General features: G+C 52.0%; 19 protein-coding genes. 4 read left to right on the top strand and 15 right to left on the bottom strand.

Annotated features, from left to right (window positions below; genetic code table 11):
* Positions 1-27 precede the first annotated feature (27 nt).
* From EHT25_RS33210 to EHT25_RS20255, 4 genes are all read right to left on the bottom strand, one after another.
* Positions 28-186, bottom strand: a complete 159-nt coding sequence (locus EHT25_RS33210) for an Ada metal-binding domain-containing protein (RefSeq protein ID WP_229311712.1) — start codon at positions 184-186, stop codon at positions 28-30.
* Positions 187-323: 137 nt separating this feature from the next.
* On the bottom strand, positions 324-1,019 hold the full coding sequence (locus tag EHT25_RS20265) for a 2OG-Fe(II) oxygenase (RefSeq protein ID WP_124876939.1): 696 nt from the start codon (positions 1,017-1,019) through the stop codon (positions 324-326).
* A 113-nt stretch (positions 1,020-1,132) separates the two neighbouring features.
* Positions 1,133-2,002, bottom strand: a complete 870-nt coding sequence (locus EHT25_RS20260; RefSeq protein WP_229311676.1) for a methylated-DNA--[protein]-cysteine S-methyltransferase — start codon at positions 2,000-2,002, stop codon at positions 1,133-1,135.
* A gap of 63 nt (positions 2,003-2,065) precedes the next feature.
* Positions 2,066-2,803, bottom strand: a complete 738-nt coding sequence (locus EHT25_RS20255; RefSeq protein WP_124876938.1) for a T9SS type A sorting domain-containing protein — start codon at positions 2,801-2,803, stop codon at positions 2,066-2,068.
* Between the two features lie 326 nt (positions 2,804-3,129).
* Here EHT25_RS20255 and EHT25_RS33490 point away from each other — a divergent pair, with 326 nt between their 5' ends.
* Both EHT25_RS33490 and EHT25_RS20245 read left to right on the top strand, forming a co-directional pair.
* Positions 3,130-3,378, top strand: coding sequence for a class I SAM-dependent methyltransferase (locus EHT25_RS33490; protein ID WP_124876937.1), 249 nt, complete (start codon positions 3,130-3,132; stop codon positions 3,376-3,378).
* Entirely contained in the window at positions 3,336-3,731 is a 396-nt protein-coding gene (locus EHT25_RS20245) for an FkbM family methyltransferase (RefSeq protein ID WP_124876936.1), read from the top strand. Before EHT25_RS33490 ends, EHT25_RS20245 begins: the two co-directional genes overlap by 43 nt.
* An 80-nt stretch (positions 3,732-3,811) precedes the next feature.
* Here the strand turns inward: EHT25_RS20245 and acs are convergent, their stop codons facing one another.
* The 10 genes from acs to EHT25_RS20195 form a co-directional block, all read right to left on the bottom strand.
* A complete protein-coding gene (gene acs, locus EHT25_RS20240; protein ID WP_124876935.1) occupies positions 3,812-5,725 on the bottom strand; it encodes an acetate--CoA ligase in 1,914 nt (637 codons plus the stop codon).
* Positions 5,726-5,845: 120 nt separating this feature from the next.
* The gene (locus tag EHT25_RS20235) at positions 5,846-6,067 is read right to left on the bottom strand and encodes a DUF6814 family protein (RefSeq protein WP_124876934.1); all 222 of its coding nucleotides are present in this window, start codon (positions 6,065-6,067) and stop codon (positions 5,846-5,848) included.
* A 12-nt stretch (positions 6,068-6,079) separates the two neighbouring features.
* The gene (locus EHT25_RS20230; RefSeq protein ID WP_124876933.1) at positions 6,080-7,606 is read right to left on the bottom strand and encodes an MFS transporter; all 1,527 of its coding nucleotides are present in this window, start codon (positions 7,604-7,606) and stop codon (positions 6,080-6,082) included.
* A gap of 173 nt (positions 7,607-7,779) precedes the next feature.
* Positions 7,780-9,210, bottom strand: coding sequence for a PQQ-dependent sugar dehydrogenase (locus EHT25_RS20225; protein WP_124876932.1), 1,431 nt, complete (start codon positions 9,208-9,210; stop codon positions 7,780-7,782).
* A gap of 80 nt (positions 9,211-9,290) precedes the next feature.
* Entirely contained in the window at positions 9,291-10,175 is an 885-nt protein-coding gene (locus EHT25_RS20220) for a cation diffusion facilitator family transporter (protein ID WP_124876931.1), read from the bottom strand.
* A gap of 25 nt (positions 10,176-10,200) precedes the next feature.
* Positions 10,201-11,370 (bottom strand): efflux RND transporter periplasmic adaptor subunit, encoded by a 1,170-nt coding sequence (locus tag EHT25_RS20215; protein ID WP_124876930.1) that lies wholly within the window; start codon positions 11,368-11,370, stop codon positions 10,201-10,203.
* Positions 11,371-11,379: 9 nt separating this feature from the next.
* The gene (locus EHT25_RS20210) at positions 11,380-15,708 is read right to left on the bottom strand and encodes a CusA/CzcA family heavy metal efflux RND transporter (protein ID WP_124876929.1); all 4,329 of its coding nucleotides are present in this window, start codon (positions 15,706-15,708) and stop codon (positions 11,380-11,382) included.
* Positions 15,709-15,797: 89 nt separating this feature from the next.
* On the bottom strand, positions 15,798-16,190 hold the full coding sequence (locus EHT25_RS20205; RefSeq protein WP_124876928.1) for a hypothetical protein: 393 nt from the start codon (positions 16,188-16,190) through the stop codon (positions 15,798-15,800).
* A 196-nt stretch (positions 16,191-16,386) separates the two neighbouring features.
* Complete coding sequence (locus tag EHT25_RS20200; protein ID WP_124876927.1) at positions 16,387-17,070, bottom strand: carbonic anhydrase; 684 nt, start codon at positions 17,068-17,070, stop codon at positions 16,387-16,389.
* A complete protein-coding gene (locus tag EHT25_RS20195; protein ID WP_124876926.1) occupies positions 17,036-18,652 on the bottom strand; it encodes a SulP family inorganic anion transporter in 1,617 nt (538 codons plus the stop codon). The genes EHT25_RS20200 and EHT25_RS20195 overlap by 35 nt, the downstream gene beginning before the upstream one ends.
* Positions 18,653-18,816: 164 nt before the next feature.
* On the opposite strand from EHT25_RS20195, the gene EHT25_RS20190 reads away from it, so the two are divergent.
* Positions 18,817-20,052 (top strand): THUMP-like domain-containing protein, encoded by a 1,236-nt coding sequence (locus EHT25_RS20190; RefSeq protein ID WP_124876925.1) that lies wholly within the window; start codon positions 18,817-18,819, stop codon positions 20,050-20,052.
* The gene (locus EHT25_RS20185) at positions 20,049-20,759 is read left to right on the top strand and encodes a hypothetical protein (RefSeq protein ID WP_124876924.1); all 711 of its coding nucleotides are present in this window, start codon (positions 20,049-20,051) and stop codon (positions 20,757-20,759) included. The genes EHT25_RS20190 and EHT25_RS20185 overlap by 4 nt, the downstream gene beginning before the upstream one ends.
* A 212-nt stretch (positions 20,760-20,971) precedes the next feature.
* On the opposite strand, the gene EHT25_RS20180 is transcribed toward EHT25_RS20185, so the two are convergent.
* Positions 20,972-23,470: a bifunctional UDP-N-acetylmuramoyl-tripeptide:D-alanyl-D-alanine ligase/alanine racemase gene (locus tag EHT25_RS20180; protein WP_124876923.1), complete on the bottom strand. Its 2,499-nt coding sequence runs from the start codon at positions 23,468-23,470 to the stop codon at positions 20,972-20,974.
* Between the last annotated feature and the right edge of the window lie 28 nt (positions 23,471-23,498).

Here is a 23,498-nt window from a genome sequence, read left to right as displayed (position 1 = left end):
AAAGGGCTGCATCATTAGCACGGGATTTTATCCAGCGGAATCGGGAATCCCGAAATGATCAGCAACCCTTTCAGGGTTTGTTTTCCATTGCCGGTATTTTTCCGGTAAACAATGCCCGCAGGGGCGAAAACCGTTGTGAATGGCTTCAGTTTCCGATTTAAAAAACACCCGATTTTTCCGCAACATACGCTTGCCGGATCGGCACGCCAGGGTTCCATAAATTTTTAATTTCAGATTACCACCCAGTGTAATTGCTTCGGCTTGAATCAACCGATGGAGTTTTACATTTCCGGCAAACGAAGCCTCAAAATCGGTATGCCGGATCATTTCGCATCGTGAAAAATGATGCCCATCGTATACCGGTTTCCGGAATGCACTTTACTGACGCCGTGTCGCATCGTCACGCGGTAATAGCCTCGTTTGCTCTTTTCGGGCCGAAACTGGGTGGTAAACAGCAGAATATCCCCCCGCTTTGGGGTCAATACGGTCGCTTTTGACTGCGATCTGGGGATCTGCTCGGTTAACACGAATTCACCACCGGTATAATCGTCACCCGGTTCGCTCAGAAAAGCAACCGCCTGCAGCGGGAAATACACATCACCGTATAAATCCTGATGCAACATATTCAGCCCGCCTTCGCCGTATTTTAACAGCAGCGGAGTCGCCCGGTTTTGATCGTTCTTGTTACAAACTGTAATAAAATCGGCATGAGTTGGCGGATAGTCGATCCCCAGTTTCAATACCTCCGACCAGTGATTGGCCACATGAAAAATGGATTCGTACAAGGTCGTCCGCAAGGTCTGAATGAGATCGGGAAGCGGATAATTGAAATATTTATACTCGCCGACGCCATACCCATACCGCTCCATCACCACCGTTTTTCGGAACGCGTCGGGTTCGTCATACGTCGCAATCAATTGCTGGCATTCTTCCGGACTTACTACCTGCGGGAGAACAAAAAAACCGTTCTCATTCAGCGACGTATGAGCTTCTTCCCAGTTAATCTGATTGGTTTCCATTCAAAAAATATCGTATAAACGTGATGGTACAAAAGGCGGTTTGGCTACCCAAATTCATCCAAAACACCTTAATCTTTACTCTCTTGTCTCACTTCTAGCATCTATTCCAGTGTCTATCTCAAAGAATGTGCCGCTTCCCAGCCCAGTATAGCGGTTTTTCGGGTTGTGCCCCAACGGTAATTTCCAAACAGGCCGGTTTTCCGGATCACGCGGTGGCAGGGAATCAGGTAGCCGACCGGATTGGACCCAATGGCCGTGCCGACCGCCCGCGAGGCCGATGGCATGCCAATCGCTGCGGCAATCTGGTCATAACTAACCACTTGACCTTCCGGAATTCGGAGCAGGGCCTCCCAGACTTTGAGCTGAAAGGGCGATGCCTTCACCAGAATCCGCAGCGGCTGGCGTTCGGTATCCGTAAAAATGGCGTCGGCAAGGGGCCGAAGCGCTTGAGCATCCGGCACCAGCACCGCTTCGGGCCAGTCGGCGGCAAACCGGTTGGCAATGCTGATCTGATCGGTGGGTTCGGCTTCGTCCAGAAATTCCAGTTTGACGATTTTATCCCCAATCGTTCCCAGCAGATACGGTCCAAACGGGCTTTCAAAAACCGCATACCGGATCGTCAGGCCTTCGCCCGCCTGTTTGAACTGCCCCGGCGTCACGCCTTCCAGCACCACGAACAGGTCGTGCAACCGGCCCGTACCCGACAGCCCGGCTTCGTCGGCGGCTTCGGCCAGTGTCAGGCCGGTGCGCAGTCGCTCCTTGGCAAAATCGAGGGTCAGGTATTGCAGAAATTTCTTGGGACTCACGCCCGCCCAATCCGAAAATAACCGCTGAAAATGGTATTCGCTCAGGTTGGCCTGGTCAGCAACATCGGCCAGCGAGGGTTGCTGTTGGAAGTTGTCGGTCAAAAACTCAATCGACCGGGCAATTTGCTGGTACGTGGGATTGGCTTCTGTTTCGTACATGGTTTTTGTCGTTTGCATGTAACAAAAATACAGCCTTCATCCGACCCCCAAAACCCGATTCTTGCGGACTTGAAAACCGGTTTATTGTTTCAGAAACCGCCGGGTATACGATTGAAATTCCGAGCGAAACAGAATGATATACATCCCAACGGGCCAGGTAGAAACGTCGATGGGGTGCTGCCGCCCAACCTCCAGCTGCCGGGTTAGCAGGGGTTGTCCCGACAACGTAATAATTCGCATGGAAAGGGTCGGCTGGTTCAGATCCGGCACGCTGATCGTCAGAACGTTGTCGGTTGGAACCGGAAAGATCCGGGCCTTATCCGGGCTGTATTTGTTGATCAGTTCGTCCAGTTCGCGGTAGAATTTGTCGCTGGACATCTCCTTGTCGGTCGCCGTAATCCGCCCGATCACGCTTTTGCCATCATCCCGCAGCACGTACGTACCACATCCGCCCAGTGAATAATCACCATTTTCTTCAACCTCGTAGCTTGCGTCCTTGATCCGGCTCAGAATCAGCACCAATCGTTCGCCGGTTTTAAAACCGGTGGTGTAAGTCCGGCACATAAAACCGGGGTCACCCCAAACCCGAATGGTCGATCGATTTTCACTCCCATTTATTATGTCCAGGATTTTCACATCAATTCCGTGCATCTCCTGGCTTTTCACTTCCGCCCGCACAATCAGTACGCCGGGCTGCCAGGCTGCCTTTTCTGCGATCGAAAAAAAACCGCCCCCATCAATGCAGCTGCATGCAGACGACTTCGTTGTCGCACTTACCAATGCTCCGCACAAAACCAAAATCAGTAGTAGTCGTGTCATAATCGCTTTTTTGGAAACAGACTCTTTTCCGGGCCAATGCGTTGGAAGCCAACGGGCGGTTTGGGGTTAAATTTTACACTTTTTTTCCTAACCTATCCCATTAAGATTCAAATGTTCGACAACCTGGTTAAAGGCGAATCAAGCGCACCCACCGGGAATATGATTACCAGATCGTTCGGGTAAGGTTACGCGAATAACGCCAAATTGAGGTAGCGCAATGGCTCAATCCGCTGCTGGAAACGCCGTATGTCGTTAAGCTTTCGGATAGCAACTTTTAAAGGGAATTTACGAAAAAAGGTGACTTTGTCATCGACATCGGCGCGCACATGGGCGATACTACGATGGCGTTCGCCGTCGGAAAAACCGGTCTGGTTCTGGCCTTCGACCCCAACCCGCTGGTTTTCAAAATATTGGAAAAGAATGCATCGCTCAATAAAGACCAAACCAACATTGAACCACACCGGATGGCGATTGCCCCAATGAGGGCGATTACTTTTATAATTCCTCGGAAGCCACGTTTAGCAATGGCGGAATTTCGGCCGTTGAAGACAGCCCGCACGGAAAATATGGTTTGAAGGAGAAGATCAAAGCCGTCAACCTGGAGCGGTTTTTAGCGGAAAATTATAAAGATCGGGTTCCGAAACTATCGCTGATCAAAATCGATACGGAAGGACTGGATATTGAGATTATCAAGTCAATTGAAAAACTACTGGCGACGTATCAGCCCACGGTCATTTTTGAGTGTTTCAAACGATTACCGGCCAAGGAACAGTACGATTTGTACGATTCCATTCAGAAAAAAGGGTACAATCTGTATTACATCGAAAAGTTTGAAGCCGACACGCCGAAGGTGCTTTTAAAGCGCGAAAATATGACGGACTGGAAGCATTTCGACGTCGTTGCGACACCGTTTAAATGGCGGGAATAACGTACCCGCGGACTTTAGTCCGTGAGTTGCTAAATCTTTCAGGATTTTAGAAAACTCACGGACTGAAGTCCGTGGGTACGTTATTTCACCCCAATCAGCGCGCCGTTTTTGATTTCCTCCACTACGCCCGGGTCCAGCAGCGTCGAGGTGTCGCCCAGATTAGCGGTTTCGCCCTCGGCAATTTTCCGCAGAATCCGGCGCATGATTTTTCCGGAGCGCGTTTTCGGTAAACCGGTGACAAACTGAATTTTATCCGGTTTGGCAATCGGACCGATGACCCGGCTGACCGTCGCCAGAATGTCCCGTTTCATCAATTCATTGTCGTGGTGCGACGCCTGATTTTCGGCAATGACATACGCATAAATGCCTTGCCCTTTGATATCGTGCGGATACCCGACCACCGCACTTTCTACCACGCCGGTGTGCATGTTGATCGCGTTTTCCACTTCAGCCGTTCCAATGCGGTGCCCGGAAACATTCAGCACGTCATCGACCCGACCCGTGATCCGGTAATAACCGTCTTCGTCGCGCAGACAGCCGTCGCCCGTGAAATACAATCCTTTATACGTGCTGAAATAAGCCTGCCGACACCGCTCGTGATCGCCGTAAGTCGTGCGAATGATGCCCGGCCACGGAAACTTCATGCAGAGATTCCCGCTCACGCCGTTTCCTTCAATTTCCTGCCCGTTTTCATCGACCAAAACCGGTTGAACACCCGGCAGCGGCAAGGTTGCGTAGGTCGGCTTGGTTTTCGTAATACCGGCCAGCGGAGAAATCAGCGTACCGGCAGTCTCGGTCTGCCACCACGTATCGACAATCGGACAGCGGTTTTTACCAATGTGGTCATCGTACCAGTGCCAGGCTTCTTCGTTGATCGGTTCTCCGACAGAGCCCAGCACCTGCAGGGAGCTGAGGTCGTGGTTTTCCACTTTTTCCAGCCCAAATCCCATCAAAGATCGAATGGCGGTTGGCGCCGTATACAAAATATTAACCTTGTGTTTATCCACAATATCCCAAAACCGCCCGTTGTCCGGCCAGGTTGGAACACCTTCAAACAGCACCGACGTTGCCCCGCAGGCCAAAGGCCCGTACACGATGTAACTATGGCCGGTAATCCACCCAATGTCCGCCGTACAGAAATGAATTTGGCCGGGATTGTATTGAAAAACATTCTGGAATGTGTAGGCGGTATATACCATGTACCCACCGCAGGTATGAACAACGCCTTTCGGTTTGCCCGTCGAACCCGAGGTATAGAGAATAAAGAGCATATCTTCAGCGTCCATTTCTTCGGCAGGGCAGTCGGAAGTAACCTGTTTCAGTTCCTGCTCCATCCAGACATCACGCCCTTTGATCATCGAAACCGGGGTGCGCGTCCGCGTCAGCACCACCACACGGTGCACGCTTGGGCACTGAACCAGGGCGTCGTCGACGGTTTCTTTCATCGGGATTTCCTTATTTCCCCGGTAGGCGCCATCGGAAGTAATGACCAGTTTACACTGTGCATCGTTGATCCGGTCGGCAATCGACTGAGCCGAAAAACCGCCAAAAACCACGGAATGGATCGCTCCAATCCGGGCGCAGGCCAGCACGGCAATGGCCAGCTCCGGCACCATCGGCATATACACGCAAACGCGGTCACCCTTACCCACGCCATTTCGTTTCAGGACGTTAGCCATCCGGCAAACCTGATCGTGCAGCATGCGGTACGTCAATGTCACACCGGCTTCGTTCGGGTCGTTGGGTTCCCAGATAATGGCGGGCTGATCAGCGCGCTCGGCCAAGTGCCGATCGAGGCAGTTCTCGGTAATGTTGAGTTTCCCCCCCACAAACCACTGCACATTCGGTTCTTCAAAATTCCACTGGAGCGTTTTTTTCCACGGTTTCCGCCATTGAAAATTCTGCGCAATTTCGGCCCAGAAGCCTTCGGGATCTTCAACGCTGTACCGATAAGCCTCCTGATACTCGTCAAAGGTTCGGATTTGAAAATTCATATTCGTTAGATACTATCGTTCGGGTTGCTAAACTACAATTATTTACTTTTAATCTGACACGCGGACTACCGTCGTTCGTCAAATCGGCCTTTCAATACTCCAAATTGATAAAAACCGCCCTCAATTTTTATCATACTCTCCCGCCCAGGCATATCGGCCAAATAAAATCAGACCGGCCGTAATGGGCAGGAAAATGACCATAATCACGAGCCAGAAAACATAATCTTCGGCACCGGCCGTGTTGGAAGTCAGTTTTTTGATCGTCTCGTACGGCAAGCCAACCATCAGAGCGAGCCCGGTCAGCATCCAGACCAAACCCAATATTTTTTTAAGTGCGTTCATCGCGGTAAAGGATTAGTCGTCAGCGGTTTTATATTGTTTTTTATCGATATACAACGCCCCGATCACGAGGCAAACGGCGGCCACGCCAATTGGGTACCAGAGTCCCTGGAGGTACGCTTCCAGCGTCTGGGTTTTCTTGGCGGTTTCCACCAGGCTCGTCGCAATAAAGGGCGTCAGGCCGCCAAAAACGCCGTTTCCGATGTGATACGGCAGCGACATCGAGGTGTACCGAATCCGGGTCGGGAACAGTTCGACCAGAAAGGCCGCAATCGGGCCGTAGACCATTGTGACGTATAAAACCTGAATAAAAACCAGAATCGTCATCAGCCAGAAAGCTTCGTAGCCCAACGTTACTTCCTTCACCACCGCAGCCGGAGTGCCACCGGTTTTGGGTTGCGTTTCGCGATATACCGTACCATCGTCGTAGTACGAAACAGAAGCTGTCGTGGTTCGGAACTCTTTGGTATCCCCAATACGCTCCTGCTTCGTTTCAATCGCGCGCCGGAACGTCTCTTCATTTTTTTGCTTGAGATCGGCCAGGTGGTACATGGCGCGGTAGATGGGTCGGTAGGTCAGTACACCCAGAAACATCCCGGCCAGCATGATATTCCGGCGACCGATGCGGTCGGACAAACCGCCAAAAATGACAAAAAACGGTGTTGCCACCATTAGCGCGATGGCGATGATGTAATTGGACTGCACAAACTCGACATTACAAACTTTCTGAATAAACGAAAGCGCATAAAACTGTCCCGTATACCAGATGACACCCTGCCCCGCCGTCGCCCCAAACAAGGCGAGCAGCACCATTTTCAGATTAGCTTTCTTGCCAAAACTCTCCTTCAGCGGGTTTTTCGAAACTTTACCTTCCGACTTAAGCTTCTGGAATAAAGGAGATTCCGACATTTTCAGCCGAATGTAGATTGAAATTCCAACCAGAATTGACGACAGCAGAAACGGCACCCGCCAGCCCCAATTGTTGAAAATATCGGTACCCAAAGTCTGCCGGGTTAGCAGAATGACGCCCAGTGAAACGAAGAGTCCCAGCGTGGCCGTCGTCTGAATAAAGCTGGTGAAATAACCGCGCTTGCCGTCGGGCGAGTGTTCGGCCACGTAGGTAGCCGCCCCACCGTACTCCCCACCCAGCGCCAATCCCTGAACGAGCCGGAGCAGCAGGACCAGACCCGGTGCCAGCATCCCGATGCTTTCGTAACCCGGTATGCAGCCAATCAGAAACGTCGAACCGCCCATCAGGACAAGCGTCAAAAGAAATGTGTATTTCCGACCCACCAGATCGCCCAGCCGACCAAACACCAGCGCGCCAAAAGGTCGTACAATAAAACCGGCGGCAAAAGTAGCCAGGGTCGATAAAAAACCGGCAGTCGGGTTATCTTTTGGAAAGAACTGAACGGAGAGAATGGTAGCCAGACTACCAAAAATGTAGAAGTCGTACCACTCGATGAGGGTGCCGACCGATGAGGCCGTAATGACCCGCCAGACTCCGGTTGCTTCGGAGGATGCGGATTGCTTAATGCGCATGTACGTTATAGGGTTTTGGAATGCGGCATAAAAAAGCAACTTAAACCGCTTTTTTCCTACTATTAGGCGAAAAAGGAGTGATTTTGAGTTGAAGAGACAGGGAAATTCAGGTGAAAAATAACGGGTTGTTTCGCGGAGTTGAGCGGAGAAAATCAGACGGTAAGGGAGAAAAGTTATTTCTTCCCGGTTTTTGAGAGGATAAAATCCGCCATTTTTTCGATGTCGGTCGGGCTGAGTGCGCCTTCCCACGCGGGCATGCCTTTGTCGGTCAGCCCCCGCTGAATAATCCGGATGAGGTCGTTTCGGGTCGAGCCGTTTTTTAGGGTGCGCAGGCTTTTCGCCCGGTCGGTTCCTTCCAAAGCCGCCCCGTGGCAACTGGCGCACAACTGCTGGTATTGCCCCTCCGGGGTGGTTGTCGCCACAAAACCGTCGGTCGTCGTTGGTTCGTTTTTGATCGTCGCGCTGAACGCCTGCAATTCGTTTCCGTGGGTTGCCGGACGAATTCGCAAAATCAGGTCGTCGCCGGGGCGGGGTTTGCCTTCCGGCGGATCGTTTTGCGAAGTTGATAAGTAAATTGCCCCATCCGGACCAACCGCCAGCGCCCGGATTCGCCCGAACTGATTCCGAAATAACCGCTCCTGCGCCACCAGCCGGTCGCCTTCCACCTGAATCCGCAGGATGGATTCGCCCCGCATGGTGGCCACCAGCAGGTTTCCTTTCAGGTTCGGGAAGGCCGTTCCGGTGTAAAAAACGGCCTCGGCGGGGCCAACCGAAGGGGTATATTCCAGCAAAGGCGGTTCGGTTCCGGCCAAAACGTCCCGGTGATGCACCCGGGGCCAGCCGTAATTTTTCCCTTTTTCGATCCGGTTGACCTCATCCCCGCCCGTCGGTCCGTGTTCCGACTCAAACAGCGTTCCGGTTCCGGGTTGAAAAGCGAGTCCCTGCGGGTTGCGGTGCCCATACGACCAGATTTCCTTCCGAGCTGTATCGTTACTCATAAACGGATTATCGGCCGGAATACTGCCATCGTCATTTAGCCGTAAAATTTTCCCGGTCAATGACTTCAGGTCTTGCGCTTGCATCGCGTGGTCGGCGTCGCCGGTCGTCACATACAATTTGCGGTCGGGCCCGAATTTCAAACGGCAACCCGTGTGGTTCATATTGGCCAGAATTCCCTCTATAATGGTTTTTGGCGACACAAAGACGTCATTTTCAAACCGGTATCGAACCACCCGAAGCAACGGCGTCGTACCGGACAGGTAGTTGTAAGCCAGGTAAATCAGCCTGTTTTTCTGAAAATCGGGATGAATACAGAGGCCGAGCAAACCCATTTTCTTGGTCGTTTCCACGTCCGAAACCGTCAGGGCCGGTTTTTCGATCAGCCGGTTATGGCGATAAATCCGAACCCGGCCAGCACGCTCGGTAAACAGCATGGTCTGGTCGGGCAGAAAAAGGATTTCCCAGGGAACGATCACGTTTTTCGCTACGGTATCGATCACAAAAAAGTTGGGCGGTTTTGGGGCGGAAGGCCGGATTTTAAAACCGGTGGCGTAAAGACCTAAGCAAATACCAGCCACCAAAAGGCCATACCCTTTCAATTTCATACCCGATTTTTGGTTAAGGGTGAACGCGCAACGCACAAATCACTTTAACATTCAGCATTTTACATTTGAAATTTTTTATTTCACTCCGGCTCAATATGAATCAACACATCATAAACCGCCGGTTTTTCGGCCAGAATGGCCGCTTTCACTTTGTGGGCAATGTCATGTCCTTTCCGAACCGGAATGTCGCCCGATACGGTTACATGCAAATCGATGAAATATTCAAACCCGGTTTTGCGAACCCGGTATTTGTCAATTCCTTTGACGCCGTCTACTCCCATAGCAATCGTCTCCAGCTCTTTTTGCCAGTCGCCGGGGGGCGTTTCATCCATGATTTCGCCGAATGACGGCCGGAAAATGTGGTAGGCGTTGTAAATAATGAAGGCCGACGCCAGCAAAGCCGCCCAATCGTCGGCGCTTTCGTAACCCGGCCCGCCAATCAGGGCAATGCTGATGCCCACAAAAGCCGTCAATGAGGTGATGGCGTCGCTGCGGTGGTGCCAGGCATCGGCTTTCACGGCGCTGCTTTCCGTTTCGGTGCCCACCTGCGCAATGCGCCGGAACAGGATTTCCTTCACGACCACGACGCCCGCCAGCACCACCAGCGTATAAGCCGCCGGCGTTTTATGGGGTTGCTGAATATTTTGAATGCTTTGCACCGCAATCAAAATAGCCGCCCCAACCAGCGCCATCGCCACAACAATGGCGGCCAGCGGTTCGGCCTTTCCGTGCCCAAACGGGTGATTTTGATCGGGCGCTTTGGCCGCCGTCCGGAGTCCCACCCAGACAAAAATCGAGGTAACAATGTCGGTGGCGGATTCCATTGCGTCGGCAATCAGGGCGTAGGAATTGCCCAGCCAACCCGCGGCTCCCTTGATCAGCACCAGCCCAATGTTGATCACAATACCAACCAGCGTTGATTTCTGTCCCCGTTCGGCCTGATGTGGTTTTATCGGTTCTTCCATTCGTTTTGTGTAACAAGACATTGACTTAACCCGCCATTTTCGCCCGTTCGGCACTGATGAAATAGGCTCCCTGCCGGACAATCGACCCGGGTTTCACTGTGGGTGGTAACGTCACTTCAGTGCGATTGTTTTGGCTAATCCCGGATTTGACCTCGATCAGCTGGAATCGGTGTGTACCCGCCGGGCTATCCGATTGGCGCACGTAAACAAACGTGCGCTTTCCTTCCCTGAGCAAGGCGTCGTCGGGTAAAGCCGTTACTTGCCGGGGATCGGCCAGAATGGTCGCGCGAATATACGATCCCGCAAATAACCGGCCAGACTGATTTGGCAATAAATTGGCGTGTACCAATACGGTTTTGGTCTGGGCATCAAAGGCTTGCCCAACACGGTAGACCTTCGCCAGCATCTCAACGGTTTGTTGCTGCGAAGTGGTAAAACGAACGCTTTGCCCTTCATGAATGTGTCGGATGTCGTTTTCGAAAACCCGTAATTCCAGATAAAGATGATCTTTATTCACAATTTCGACCAGCGCATCCGTCGTTCCGACATACTGCCCAAGCCGCAGATTCACTTTATCGACGTAGCCACTGATCGGTGCCAGCAGCGGAATGGTCCGGCTGATGGTTCCGCTCCGCAGGTTTTCCAGCGGAATATGCAATTGGGCCAGTTGGGCTTCCAGCGACGCCAGCAGTGCTTTTGTCGTTTCGTATTCCGCCGTCGATTGCTGGAGTTTCCGGCGGGCTCCCACCTCTGCCCGATCCAGTTCGGTTTGCCGGTCCAGTTCCTGTTTTTCAAAACGGCTCCGGGCAATGGCCTGCAGGTATTCCTGCTGAAGCTTGATGTAATCAGGATGTTCGAGAACGGCCAATGCCTGTTTTTTCCGAACAAAATCACCTTCCACCAAACGCGCCGACCGGACAAAACCGCCCATGGGTGCGCTCACCGTTGCCCAGTGGTCGGGCGGGGCTTCCAGTTTACCTGTGGCCTGAATGGTTTCGCCGAGAATGAGCGTATCCGGCGGACCCAGCTGGATACCGGTTTCCCGGAATTGCGCTTCGCTGATTGTGACGGCGGTCGTGGTCTGGCGAGATGAGGAGACGACCGGTTTCTGGTCAGCGGTTTCGGGTGATGAGCAGGAAAGCAAGCCACTCAGCCCGATTGTTATCGAAATCAGGATTATTTTCAATGGATTCATAGTGGATTATCAGGGGATTACAGGAACATAGCCCGCGAGAGCTTCCTGTTCAATGAACGATTGATTGTACTGCGCCACCGCGTTCAAATAGTGTTCCCGAATCTGCCAGGCCTGCGTGGTGCTCTGCACAAATTCAAGGTATTCAATATCGCCAGCCAGGTAGCTTTGTTCCGCGGTTTTCAGAATCAGTTGGGCCTGCGGCAAAGCCGAGGTTTCGTAGTAGGACAGGTTGTTAACGGATTGGCGGTATTGCTGTTCCCGAATGGCCAATTCTCCCCGCAGCCGGTGTTGCTGGTAGGACAATTGCAGGGCAGCCTGCTGATTCTGAAGCCGGGCTGCTTCCAGCCGTCCACGCAGCGGTTTTAGAAAAAGCGGGAGCGAAACGCCGACCTGATAAATCCCGAAACCCGACTTACGTTCAATGGATTGCGACAGGTAGCCCACGCGCAGATCCGGCCAGAACCGCTGTTTTTCCAATTCCGTCTGCCGACGGCTCTGTTCGACCTGTTGTCGCTGAAAAGCCAGCGCAGGATTGGCATTCAGGTCCGTTGGAGCATTTCCAATTCCGGCTTTTAATGTTCCGGTCGTGTCGATATCAACCGGCTCGCTTGCCTGGAGCAAAACCGCCAGTTGCTGGCGACCGATGCTGATCTCTGTTTGCAGCATCGCCAGCCGGTTCTGAATATCCCGCTGGCGCGTTTCGGACGTCACCTGTTCGAGCCGGTTGGTTTCGCCGGTTCGGTAGCGAACCACAGCCGCCCGGGCAGCGCGTCGGTAAAGCGTATCCTGCGCCCGAAGCAATTTCACCCGCTCGTAATCGATCCGGAGTTGATAGAACGCCAGCCGAACCTGCCGAACAAGTTCGACGCGGCTCACCGCCAGCTGCTGTTCCGCAACCCGTACCTGCGCCTGACCAAGTCGTTTCTGAGCATTATAAACCGTTGGCATCGCCAGTGATTGCACCACCGACAAACTGAAATCGACCGGATACGACTGGATTTGTCCCCGCTGGTAATCCACCGTTGTGCGGGGAATATCCCAGGCTGCTTTTGTCAGTTGACCGGCAATCTGAATGTCCAGGGCCGTTGCCTGCAAGGCCCCGTTGTTCCGCAAGGCCCGCCCAATGGCCTGATCGACGGTCAGGGGTGAAGGCTGCGGCTGCGCCATTGCTACTCCGGTCAGACTGAGAATCAGCAGCACGGGCAAAACCATTGGAGTTCCGGTTTTTTTCGGGCGGTTTGCTTTGTGCTGCTTTCGGTCCGCAACCAGACTGTAAAGCACGGGCAGGATAACGAGCGTTAACAACGTGGCCGACACCAGCCCACCAATGACGACGGTAGCCAGCGGTTTTTGCACTTCGGCTCCGGAAGAGGTCGAAATTGCCATCGGTAGAAAACCCAGCGAGGCCACGGCTGCCGTCATCACCACGGGCCGAAACCGGACTGCCGTTCCCTGCCGGACGCGCTGGGGCACATCGGTCATTCCCTCGGCTTCGAGCTGGTTAAAGTAGCTGATGAGAACGATGCCGTTCAGCACGGCAATGCCGAAAAGCGCAATGAAACCAACCCCGGCCGAAATACTGAATGGCATTCCCCGCACCCATAACGCCAACACACCACCAATCGCGGAAAGGGGAATTGCCGAGAAAATCATCAGGGCCTGCCCCACCGAACCGAACGTAAAAAACAGGAGTAACCCGATCATAACCAGCGCTAAAGGCACGGCAACACCCAGCCGCTGTTTGGCTTTCACCAGATTTTCGAATTGTCCACCGTACGTATAACTGTAACCGGGCGGCAGTGGCACGTCTTTTTCCAGCACGGTTTTCATTTCGCCAACCAGGCTTTCCACGTCGCGGCCCCGGACATTCACTCCAATCGTAATGCGCCGTCGGGCGTTGTCGCGGGAAATCTGCATCGGGGCGTTTTGGTATTGGATGGAGGCCAATTGATCCAGTGGCACCTGTTGCCCGTTTGGCAAATCGACATAGAGCTGACGGATGTTCGCGATATCCTGGCGGTAAGCGCTGTCAAGCCGCACGACAAGATCGAACTGCTTTTCCCCTTCAAACACCACCCCGGCGGTTTCACCGGCAAAGGCGGTTTTCAGAATGCGGTTCAGACCGGCCACCGAAACGCCGTACTGTGCCAGCCGGGCCCGGTTATACGAAACCAGCATTTGCGGTAAGCCGCTGATCTGCTCCACTTTCAAATCCGCCACACCCGGAATCGTCTTCACTTTTGCCGCGGCCTGATTTGCTTTGGCGTACAAAACCCCAAGGTCTTCCCCGTAAATCTTAATGGCGATATCCGATTTGACTCCCGTCATTAACTCATTGAATCGCAATTGAATGGGTTGCGTAAACTCCAGATTTAATCCCGGCAATACGCTCAACGCCAACTCCATTTTATGAATAAGTTCTGCTTTGGTGTTAGCCGTCGTCCACTCGTGGGGTTCTTTGAGCAACACCATCACATCGGCGGCTTCGATCGGCATGGGGTCGGTGGGAATTTCGGCGGTTCCAATTTTGGAAATGACTCCTTTCACCTCCGGAAAACCGTTTTTCAGAATGGTTTCCATGCGACGGGTGGTTTCGACAGTCTGCGTGAGTGACGAACCGGGTTTAAGCGTCAGGCTGATGGCAATATCGCCTTCGTCCAGATTCGGAATAAATTCCCCGCCCATCGAGTCAAATACCAAAACCGCCCCGACCAGCAGCAGTGCCGAAATGCCCAATACGGTTTTTCGCCAGCGCAGCGCCTTCTCCAGCAGGGGTTTATAAAACCGGTAGAGTGTTTTTAGAATCCGATCGGCCAGCGTTCCTTCTTCCCGAATGTCTTTCCGCAGCAGCGTTGCGGCCATTGCCGGTACATAGGTGACGCACAGCAGCATGGCCCCGATAATGGCGAAGCCTACCGTTAACGCCATCGGTCGAAACATCTTCCCTTCAATGCCAGTCAGCGACAGAATCGGCACGTACACAATCAGGATGATCAATTGGCCAAACAGCGCCGAGCGCATCAGGCGACGGGCTGAATCCAGCGCAATTTCATCCATCGATTGCGATCGGGATGCCTGCGTGTGAACAATCTGGAAAATCATACTCTCGACAATAATAACCGCGCCGTCGACCAGCAAACCAAAATCAATGGCGCCGAGGCTCATCAGATTGGCCGAAACCCCGAAGACGTGCATCATTCCCAGTGCAAACAGCATGCAAAGCGGAATGACCGACGCCACCACCAGGCCCGCGCGCCAGTTGCCCAACAAGAGCAGCAGCACCCCCATGACAATCAGGCCCCCTTCCAGCAAATTTTTACTGACCGTATGGATAGCCTTGTCGATCAGCACTTTCCGATCCAGAAATGGTTCGATCAGCAAACCCGGCGGTAAACTTTTCTGGATTTCGGCAATCCGTATTTTGACACCTTCGATCGTTTTTTCGGACGAAGCGCCTTTCAGCATCAGGACAATACCGCCCACGACTTCGCCCCGGCCGTTGCGTGTCATGGCCCCGTAGCGCACGGCATGACCGATGCCGATCCGGGCCACATCACGCACCAGAATGGGCGTTGGTCCCACGTTTTTGACCACAATCTGGCTGATTTCTTCCGGCGTTTTGACCATGCCTTCGCCCCGAATAAAGTAGGCTTCCGGGCCTTTTTCGATGTAACTACCGCCTGCGTTGGCGTTGTTGGCCGTTAAGGCATCGACCACTTCGGTCAAGGTCGTATTCATGCCCCGCAGCCGTTCAGGATCGATGCGAACCTCGTATTCTTTCAAATAACCGCCCAGGCTGCTGACGTCTGCCACGCCCGGAACACCGGCGAGTTGGCGCTTGATGATCCAGTCCTGAACCGTACGCAGGTCAGTGGCGGTGTAGCGGTTTTCAAAACCTTCTTTGGGCCGGATGACGTATTGATAAATTTCGCCCAAACCGGTGGTAACCGGCGCTAGTTGAGGCACCCCGGCGGTAAGTCCGGCTTCAGCGGTTTTCAGTTGTTCGGCCACTAACTGACGAGCCAGAAACGTTGGGGTCGATTCCTCAAAAACCACCGTGATCACCGACAGGCCGAATCGGGAAATTGACCGGATTTCGGTTACGCCCGGCACATTGCGCAAGGTGGTTTCGAGCGGAAACGTAATGAATTGTTCGGTTTCCTGGGCCGCCAGCGACGGCACCTGGGTGATAACCTGAACCTGATTATTGGTTACATCGGGAATGGCGTCGATGGGCAGTTGGCGGAGCGCATACGTTCCCCAGGCAATCAATGCCACCACGCCCAGCGCCACCATCAACTTCCGGCGGATGCTGAACTCAATGATTTTTTGCAGCATAAAATAGATAACTCGTTGATAAATACTAGACAGCGAACCAACTCCGTGTCAGTGACACGGATTCAGCCGCTCAATCAATCAAGAAGAAGTTATCCTAAACGGGGAGGTTGAAACAGGGCGATTGACGCCTGGAAGGAATACAGATTCTGGTAGAAAAACCGGTCGGAGCGAATGGGTACAAAAACCGGAAGTTCAATGGGTCGCCATTGCGGTTCGTTCAATACAAAGACGAAACCCGTCGACAGGTGGTTGTACATGGGGAGTTTTACGCCTTTATGGGGCGTTTTAGCGTGCTCCGAGGTCGAACTGTAGTGAAGCTGGAGGAATTGCCAGAAATCGAAATCGTCTCCGGCGGTTTGCCGGTGTAATTGGTAGTGACTCAGTAATCCGGGCAGTTTGTAGACCTCCTCCACGTCAGTCTGCGGAAAGAGACTGCCAGCCAGCATCAGTACCCCCAACAAAAGCGCCAGCGCGGATTTCATGCGGCAAAGGTACGGCCCAATCCCGTAAGTTCCGAGCCGATGGCAGCGGTTTTGGTTTTGGTAATGCGAAGCGGCATCTTAGAATCAAGCCGCCGGAGCGAGGATAAATGGCAAATAGGAACGCAATAGCCACTCCAGTGACCGCTATCCTGTTTAACCGCATCCTTACTCCGGCGAACCGGTTTACATTCAAAACTTATTTTAACAACCGAATGTCGGTCGTCAATGCATTAGCCAGACTGTCCTCGGTATCTAATTTTCGGACAAATTGCACGTCGGCGGCATCGGAGGGTGATAAATTAACGATTTCCTTCAATCGACCCTTGTGCAGATCGAACACCCAGCCGTGGAGCCAGACATCCTGTTTCCGATTCCAGGCATCCTGAATAATCGCCGTGTGTGCCAGATTATACACCTGTTCGCGGGTGCTCAATTCGACCAGCCGGTTAAACCGGGTATGTTCGTCCGAAAGGCTGTTCAGTTCTTCGTAATACTTTTCCTTTACGATGTGGATATTCTGCAACCAGTTGTCAATCAGACCGTACCGTTTTCCGAGCAGGGCGGCTTTGACACCCCCGCATTCGTAATGCCCGCACACAATCACGTGCCGGACTTTCAACACTTCAACGGCATATTGCAGCACGCTGAGCAGATTCAGATCCGACGAAATGACCTGATTGGCAATGTTCCGGTGAACAAACATTTCACCGGGCATCGTGCCCGTAATTTCTTCGGCCGACACCCGGCTATCGGAGCAGCCAATCCACAAAAACTGCGGTTTTTGGTCGGCAGCCAGGTTTTCAAAATAGAACTCATCGAGTTCCAGTTTGTCCAAAGCCCACGCCTTATTCGCTAATAGTAACTTCTCGTGTGCGTGCATGTGTCCGTAAGCTGCGTTTATGGGTAGAAATGTTTTTCAATTCGTACTTAATGTGTTGGGTTTTGGCCGTTTCCTCAAAATCCAGCAAAATATTGTAGATATCGTGGTCGATAAAAGGGGCATGGGTCCCGTCGACCAGGACCTGGTCACCGGGCTGCAGATCGCGCAGGGCTTGCTTCAATTGCGGTTTGATTAAAAAATACAGGTCTTTCTGTAATTTGATCAACACCTTGTTGCCATCCCGAACCACCCGGAACGTTGCCTGGAAGTTCGTGTAAAGCACAAACACAATGCCCACCACCAGGCCAATGCCAATCCCGATCAGCAAATCCGTAAACACAATTCCGATGACGGTAACAACGAATGGAATAAACTGATTGATGCCTTCCCGGAAGGTCTTCTTGAAAACCTCCGGATTCGCTAATTTGTAGCCAACAGTAATCAGCAAGGCCGCCAGACAGGCCAATGGAATCAGATTGAGCAAGGGCGCACCCAGGAAAACCGCAATGGTCAAAAACAGACCGTGAACGATGCTCGAAACCCGGGTTTTTCCTCCCCCGTAAACGTTGGCAGATGTCCGGACAATCACGGACGTCACGGGCAAACCGCCGATCAGACCCGAAATCAGATTACCCAGCCCCTGGGCGACCATTTCCTGATCCGGTGACGAAACCCGTTTTTGCACATCCAGTTTATCGGCGGCTTCCAGATTCAGCAGGGTTTCCAGACTCGCAACAATCGCAATGGTAATTCCCGTGATGTAGACCTTCGGATTGGTCAGAGCCGTAAAATCCGGGAAATAGAAAATAGAAAAGATGCTTTTTCCGGCTTCTATTTTGGGAATTTGCACCATGTGCTGATGGGCCGACGTACCCATGTACCACGCGGGCATGAAGTTTTTAAACAGTTCGTTCAACCCAATGCCCAAAATCACGACCGCCAGCGCACCGGGAAAATTTTTAAAAAAACCGATGCCTTTCTTGGCCGCTTTCCCCCAGATAAACAGCAGCAGAAACGATGCGATACTGATAATCACGGCGCCGGTGCTGGCGGTGACAATAGCCCGATAAATTTCGGAAATGGTGTTTTCCCCGTCGGCCAGTTGGCTAAATTCAAACTCACCTTCAAAATCATTGTCCCGCCCCAGCGCGTGCGGAATCTGTTTCAGGATGATCACCAGCCCAATTGCCACGAGTAAGCCCCGGATGACGCTGTCCGGAAAATAACCGCTAAATTTCCCCGCTTTCAGAAAGCCCAATCCCAATTGTATGATCCCGGCAAGGACAACCGCCGTCAGGAAAACGTTAAATTCACCCAGATTGGAAATACTATCGGCCACGATAACTGCCAGACCCGCAGCGGGGCCGCTAACGCTAACTTCCGAACCAGACAGCAAGCCAATGACCAAACCGCCGATCATTCCGGCTACCAAACCCGAAAATAAGGGCGCACCCGACGCCAGCGCAATCCCTAAACACAACGGCAAGGCCACCAGAAAAACCGATAATCCAGCTGGCAGATCGGATCGAAACGTTGAAAACGAATAATTTGATAAGGTCTTTAGAGGACTAAAGATTTTCATACTTATATTCAATTTGAATGAAAACTGAAAACGGAATTTGATTCTTCAAAAATCGCTAAGAATTGTTTGATAACTACAAAATTGGCAATAAAATTTTAATCAGTTTTTAATCATTCTTTAATCATTCTTTAATCTTTTTGAAATTACAATTTTTTCTTCTTTTAATGATATTTTTGAGCAATCGAGAACGAGTTTTTATTCAGGACCATTTGCAGGATGATCCGCATGCCTTACTACTGCGTCATTCAGAGTCCAATGACCTGCGTTTGAAGGTCGTCGCAGCCCAACTGATTGCACGTCAGAAAGCGCGTACCAAACTTCCGGGCTGGTATGCCAACGCGGAACTGGTGTTTCCTGCGGCACTCTCGGTCGAACAGGCGTCGTCGGAGCGGACAGCGGCTTATAAAGCGTCAATTGTTGCCAAAAATCCAGAACCGGTTTCTCTGTTGATCGATTTGACCGGTGGCATGGGGGTCGATTCACTGGCTTTTTCCAACACAGCTGATCGGGTGATTTACGTGGAACAACAAACCCAACTGGCCGAACTGGCGGCTTATAATCTACCCAAACTGGGTGGTAAGAATATTGATTTTTATCCATCCACCGACGCCCACCAGTTTTTAAGCGGTTTTTCAGGACAAGCCGACTGGATTTACCTCGATCCGGCCCGTCGCGATCAACAGGGTGGCAAGGTGGTCCGGCTGGAAGATTGCGAACCTAATGTTCTGGATTGGTACCAGTCGAACGACCGGAGCGGTTTTCGGAAGAAGTCGGTTTCGGTTTTGGTCAAGACCTCCCCGATGATCGATATTGAAACGGTGATCCAGCAAGTGCCGGACGTGGTTGCGGTTCATGTGGTTTCGGTCGATAATGAATGCAAGGAAGTTCTGTTTGTGTTGCGGGCGCAAAGCGAACCGACAATTGAAGTCACTGCCGTCAATCTTCGTTCGTCGGGCCGCGATGAAGCGTTTTTCTACCGTCGAAATGAGGAAAAAACCGCTCATGTTCCATTCAGCGATCCCCTGCGTTACTTATACGAACCCAATGCGTCTATATTGAAAGCAGGCGCCTTTCGGAGTGTGGCCGAGCAGTTGGGATTGCACAAAATAGCGCCCAACAGCCATTTGTACACCAGTGAGGAGTGGTTACCGGATTTTCCGGGAAGGTCATTCGAGATGCTGGGAAGCTGCAAACCGGATCGAAAAGAAATTCATTTTTTTTGTCCGGAAAAGAAGGCGAATCTCAGTGTCCGAAATTTTCCGGAATCCGCTGAGACTCTGCGGAAAAAGCTTAGTTTAGCTTCCGGGGGCGACTTGTATTTGTTTGCAACCACACTGCTTGACAACAAGAAACGCATTTTAATTACACGAAAACCAATTCATCCATCGTTACTACAATGAAAACGCAAGTGTTTAAATCGTTCTTACACGTATTGATTTGCTGGGGTTTGATCGGGTTTGCTTTTGTTGCCCAACCCGTTCTGGCCCAAACTGTGACTTCTGCAACGGAGAAAGTTGACCAGATTTCACTGATGGGACTCACGCTGAATCTGCCGATTGACGGAAAGTTTGTCGAAAAAGAATGGGAGACGCAGTTGAAATCCTACGGTAAGTTAACCACGGGCCGCAGTGGTGTCTACAAGGTCCCGGCTGCCAATATTCCCGCGCTCTCGAACGAACCACTGAATGTGGCGAGTAAAGTAAGTACGGATAAAAATAAGGCAACTATTTTTGTCGCAGTCGATAAAGGGAATGCCGATTATGCCAAACCCGGTGACGCGATGTATACGCAGGTCGAAACATTATTGAAAGACTTTGCGGAACGGACCCGACTCAATTACGATATCAAACTCGCGGACGATACGTTCAACGAAGCGCAAAAAAAACAGGATAAGCTAACGAAGCAAAGCGAAAAACTGGTCCGCGACCTTGAGCGAAATAAAAAAGAGAAAGATAACCTCGTCAAGAAAATGGACGAAAATGGCCGGGAGCTCGAACAGTTGACCCGCGATACGGAAACCAACAAGAACGATCTGGCCAGTTCATTAAAAGACTTAGAAACGAAAAAACAGGCGCTGGAAGCAGCCAGAGCCAAGTTGCCGAAATAAATTTTTGAAGAGTAAGGAGGTGAGACAAGAGAGTAAAGACAATTAACAACGGTTTTTAAGTTAGTCTCTATTCTCTTGTCTAACTTCTCTAATCTAAAAGAAAAGTTGTCAAGCCATAGTTCGTTTGCCAACTGTGAAGAACCCTGTGAGAGCGGTTTGTGGGGACAGATGAGGCCCGTCAGTCGGATTCCGGCTGGCGGGCTTTTTTAGTGTTATTCGTGGTAGAACACCCGTTTGACCCGCTCACTGACGCCGGTCAGAATTTCGTACGGAATAGTGCCAATCCGATCCGCCAGGTCGGTTAATGTAATGGGCTGACCAAACAAAATGACTTCGTCGCCTTCTTCGGCCTGCGCATTCGTAATATCAATCATGGTCATGTCCATGCAGATGCTGCCTACAGTAGGACATACCACGCCGTTGACCCAAACCCGGCCGACGCCGTTGCCCAACCGGCGGTCGTAGCCGTCGGCGTATCCAATTGCCAGGGTCGCAATGCGCGCGTCGTGGTCCAACACACCCCGGCGGCTGTAGCCAACGGTTTCACCCGATTTGAGCGCTTTAATCTGACTGATCACGGTTTTTAACGTTCCAACGGCCTGAACCTGTTGTGGTTCCAGTCGGCTGACCTCCACGCCGTACAGGCCGATTCCGAGCCGAACCATATCCAGTTTGTACTCAGGTAAACGAACGATTCCGGCCGAATTCAGTAAATGCCGTAACGGTCGATACCCCAGTGCTTCTTCCAGTTGGGCGGCTCCTTCGACAAATTGACGGTGTTGTTCCTGCGAGAACGGCGTGTGTTCCGCTTCGTCGGAACCGGCCAGGTGACTGAAAACCGTCGCAACCCGCAGATTCGGATTTGATGTCAGTAACTCGCCCAGCCGGCCCATTTCGTCGGGCAAAAATCCCAGCCGACGCATGCCGGTATCGAGCTTGATGTGAATCGGCGGCCTGGAAATAACGGCTTCACTGTTCGCATTCTGATCAGGCTCCGTCTGCAAAAACCGCATCCACTCATCCAGAATTCCGAAACTATAGATTTCCGGTTCGAGCTGGTAGTCAATCAATTGCCGGAACGATTGCGGTGCCGGATTCATGACCATGATGGGCAGTTTGATTCCGTTCTGACGAAGCGCAACCCCTTCATCGGCGTAGGCTACCGCCAGGTAATCGACGCGGTGAAATTGCAGCAGACTGGCCACTTCGGCGCTCCCGCTCCCGTAGGCAAACGCCTTCACCATCACCATAATTTTGGTTTTGGGACCCACTTTGCTCCGGTAAAAATTCAGATTATGCGTCAGGGCATCGAGGTTGATTTCCAACACCGTCCGGTGGGATTTCTGGACACACCGGTTCACCACCGTTTCGAACGAAAACCGCCGGGCGCCTTTTACCAATATGACCGAATCGGTCACGTTATTCAGGTATCCCGAATGCAACAGTTCTGCTGTCGTCGAATAAAATCGGGCGGGAATGGTAAAAACCGCCTGGTAACGATTGAGTTCCGGACCAACGCCCACCAATTGGCTGACGTCTTTTTCCTCCAACATCCGCGCAATCGCCGGATAAAGCTCATCCGGTTTCATTCCGGTTTCCAGCAAATCCGATAAAACCAGAACTTTTTCCCGTGCAACATCCTGCTGATTCAAAAAATTAAGCGCAATGGATAAACCTGCAAGGTCATTGTTGTACGTATCATCGATCAGCAGATTGCGGTGAATGCCTTCTTTCAGTTCAAGCCGCATCGAAACGGGCCGCAAACGCGCAAACCGCTCCTGCAAAACCGCCGGACTCGTGGTGCCCAACACCAGCGATGTTAGCAATACATGCGTGGCGTTTTCGAGCGACGCCGGATCGGAAAACGGCACCCAAACCGTACAGTCGTTTCCCTCCCACTGCAAGTTGATTTGCGTGCCGTTGGTCTGGTTTGTGAACAAAACCGGCATCCCTGCGGTCGGATCGGTCGACCAGCCAATCAGCCGAATCGTCGGGTTAACCGCTTTCAGCAACAGGTGAATTTCCTCGTCAATTGCTGCGTATGATTTCCGGTAAATCAGCGTACCGGCTTTTCGGAATAACCGGAGTTTCTCGGCTACTTTCTGTTTGTGGCTCCGAAATCCTTCGTCGTGAGCCGAACCAAGGTTGGTAAATATGCCGATCGTCGGTTGAATAATGGCTTGAAGGGCCTGCATTTCATCCGGTTTTGAAATACCGGCTTCAAAAATCCCCAGCGTATGCTCTTCGTTGAGCGGCCAGACCGACAGTGGAACCCCCAGTTGGGAATTATAACTTTTCGGGCTTTTCTGAATCAGAAAGTCGGGCGTAAGCACTTGCGCCAGCCATTCTTTCACGATGGTTTTACCGTTGCTGCCGGTGATTCCCACTACCGGGATGTCAAACTGGCTGCGGTGCCGGGCGGCTAATTCCTGCAGGGTCTTTAAACTACTGCCGACTTCCCAGATGTGGGCGTCGGGCATCTGCGCCAGCTCGTGTCGAAGTTCGGGCGTTAGGGCTGCCGTTTCGACCACAAACCGCCGAACATTTTTAGCGTATAATTCCGGAATAAACTGGTGTCCGTCGTGGTGTTCCCCCTGAATGGCAAAAAAAACCGGTTCTGCCGAACCGTTCCGCGTCGGTGCCAGCACCTGGCGGCTGTCGGTCAGCGGATATACGTCGGACGTATTGATATCAAATTCCTGGATTGTCATAAAAATTCGGTATTCGGTTTACGGTTTT

Origin of the sequence: Larkinella rosea, from assembly GCF_003858635.1 — a bacterium.
Taxonomy (GTDB): Bacteria; Bacteroidota; Bacteroidia; order Cytophagales; family Spirosomataceae; genus Larkinella; species Larkinella rosea.
The sequence above is the reverse complement of the archived record's forward strand: the minus strand, read 5'-3'. Positions and strand labels throughout refer to the sequence as shown.

Coding starts and splice junctions, on each gene's coding strand:
- EHT25_RS20190 (WP_124876925.1), top strand. CDS start 18,817: ATGATATTTTTGAGCAATCGAGAACGAGTTTTTATTCAGGACCATTTG.
- EHT25_RS20265 (WP_124876939.1), bottom strand. CDS start 1,019: ATGGAAACCAATCAGATTAACTGGGAAGAAGCTCATACGTCGCTGAAT.
- EHT25_RS33210 (WP_229311712.1), bottom strand. CDS start 186: ATGTTGCGGAAAAATCGGGTGTTTTTTAAATCGGAAACTGAAGCCATT.
- EHT25_RS20225 (WP_124876932.1), bottom strand. CDS start 9,210: ATGAAATTGAAAGGGTATGGCCTTTTGGTGGCTGGTATTTGCTTAGGT.
- EHT25_RS20230 (WP_124876933.1), bottom strand. CDS start 7,606: ATGCGCATTAAGCAATCCGCATCCTCCGAAGCAACCGGAGTCTGGCGG.
- EHT25_RS20180 (WP_124876923.1), bottom strand. CDS start 23,470: ATGACAATCCAGGAATTTGATATCAATACGTCCGACGTATATCCGCTG.
- EHT25_RS20255 (WP_124876938.1), bottom strand. CDS start 2,803: ATGACACGACTACTACTGATTTTGGTTTTGTGCGGAGCATTGGTAAGT.
- EHT25_RS20195 (WP_124876926.1), bottom strand. CDS start 18,652: ATGAAAATCTTTAGTCCTCTAAAGACCTTATCAAATTATTCGTTTTCA.
- EHT25_RS20215 (WP_124876930.1), bottom strand. CDS start 11,370: ATGAATCCATTGAAAATAATCCTGATTTCGATAACAATCGGGCTGAGT.
- EHT25_RS20210 (WP_124876929.1), bottom strand. CDS start 15,708: ATGCTGCAAAAAATCATTGAGTTCAGCATCCGCCGGAAGTTGATGGTG.
- EHT25_RS20260 (WP_229311676.1), bottom strand. CDS start 2,002: ATGCAAACGACAAAAACCATGTACGAAACAGAAGCCAATCCCACGTAC.
- EHT25_RS20200 (WP_124876927.1), bottom strand. CDS start 17,070: ATGCACGCACACGAGAAGTTACTATTAGCGAATAAGGCGTGGGCTTTG.
- EHT25_RS20235 (WP_124876934.1), bottom strand. CDS start 6,067: ATGAACGCACTTAAAAAAATATTGGGTTTGGTCTGGATGCTGACCGGG.
- EHT25_RS33490 (WP_124876937.1), top strand. CDS start 3,130: ATGGGCGATACTACGATGGCGTTCGCCGTCGGAAAAACCGGTCTGGTT.
- EHT25_RS20205 (WP_124876928.1), bottom strand. CDS start 16,190: ATGAAATCCGCGCTGGCGCTTTTGTTGGGGGTACTGATGCTGGCTGGC.
- EHT25_RS20220 (WP_124876931.1), bottom strand. CDS start 10,175: ATGGAAGAACCGATAAAACCACATCAGGCCGAACGGGGACAGAAATCA.
- EHT25_RS20185 (WP_124876924.1), top strand. CDS start 20,049: ATGAAAACGCAAGTGTTTAAATCGTTCTTACACGTATTGATTTGCTGG.
- acs (WP_124876935.1), bottom strand. CDS start 5,725: ATGAATTTTCAAATCCGAACCTTTGACGAGTATCAGGAGGCTTATCGG.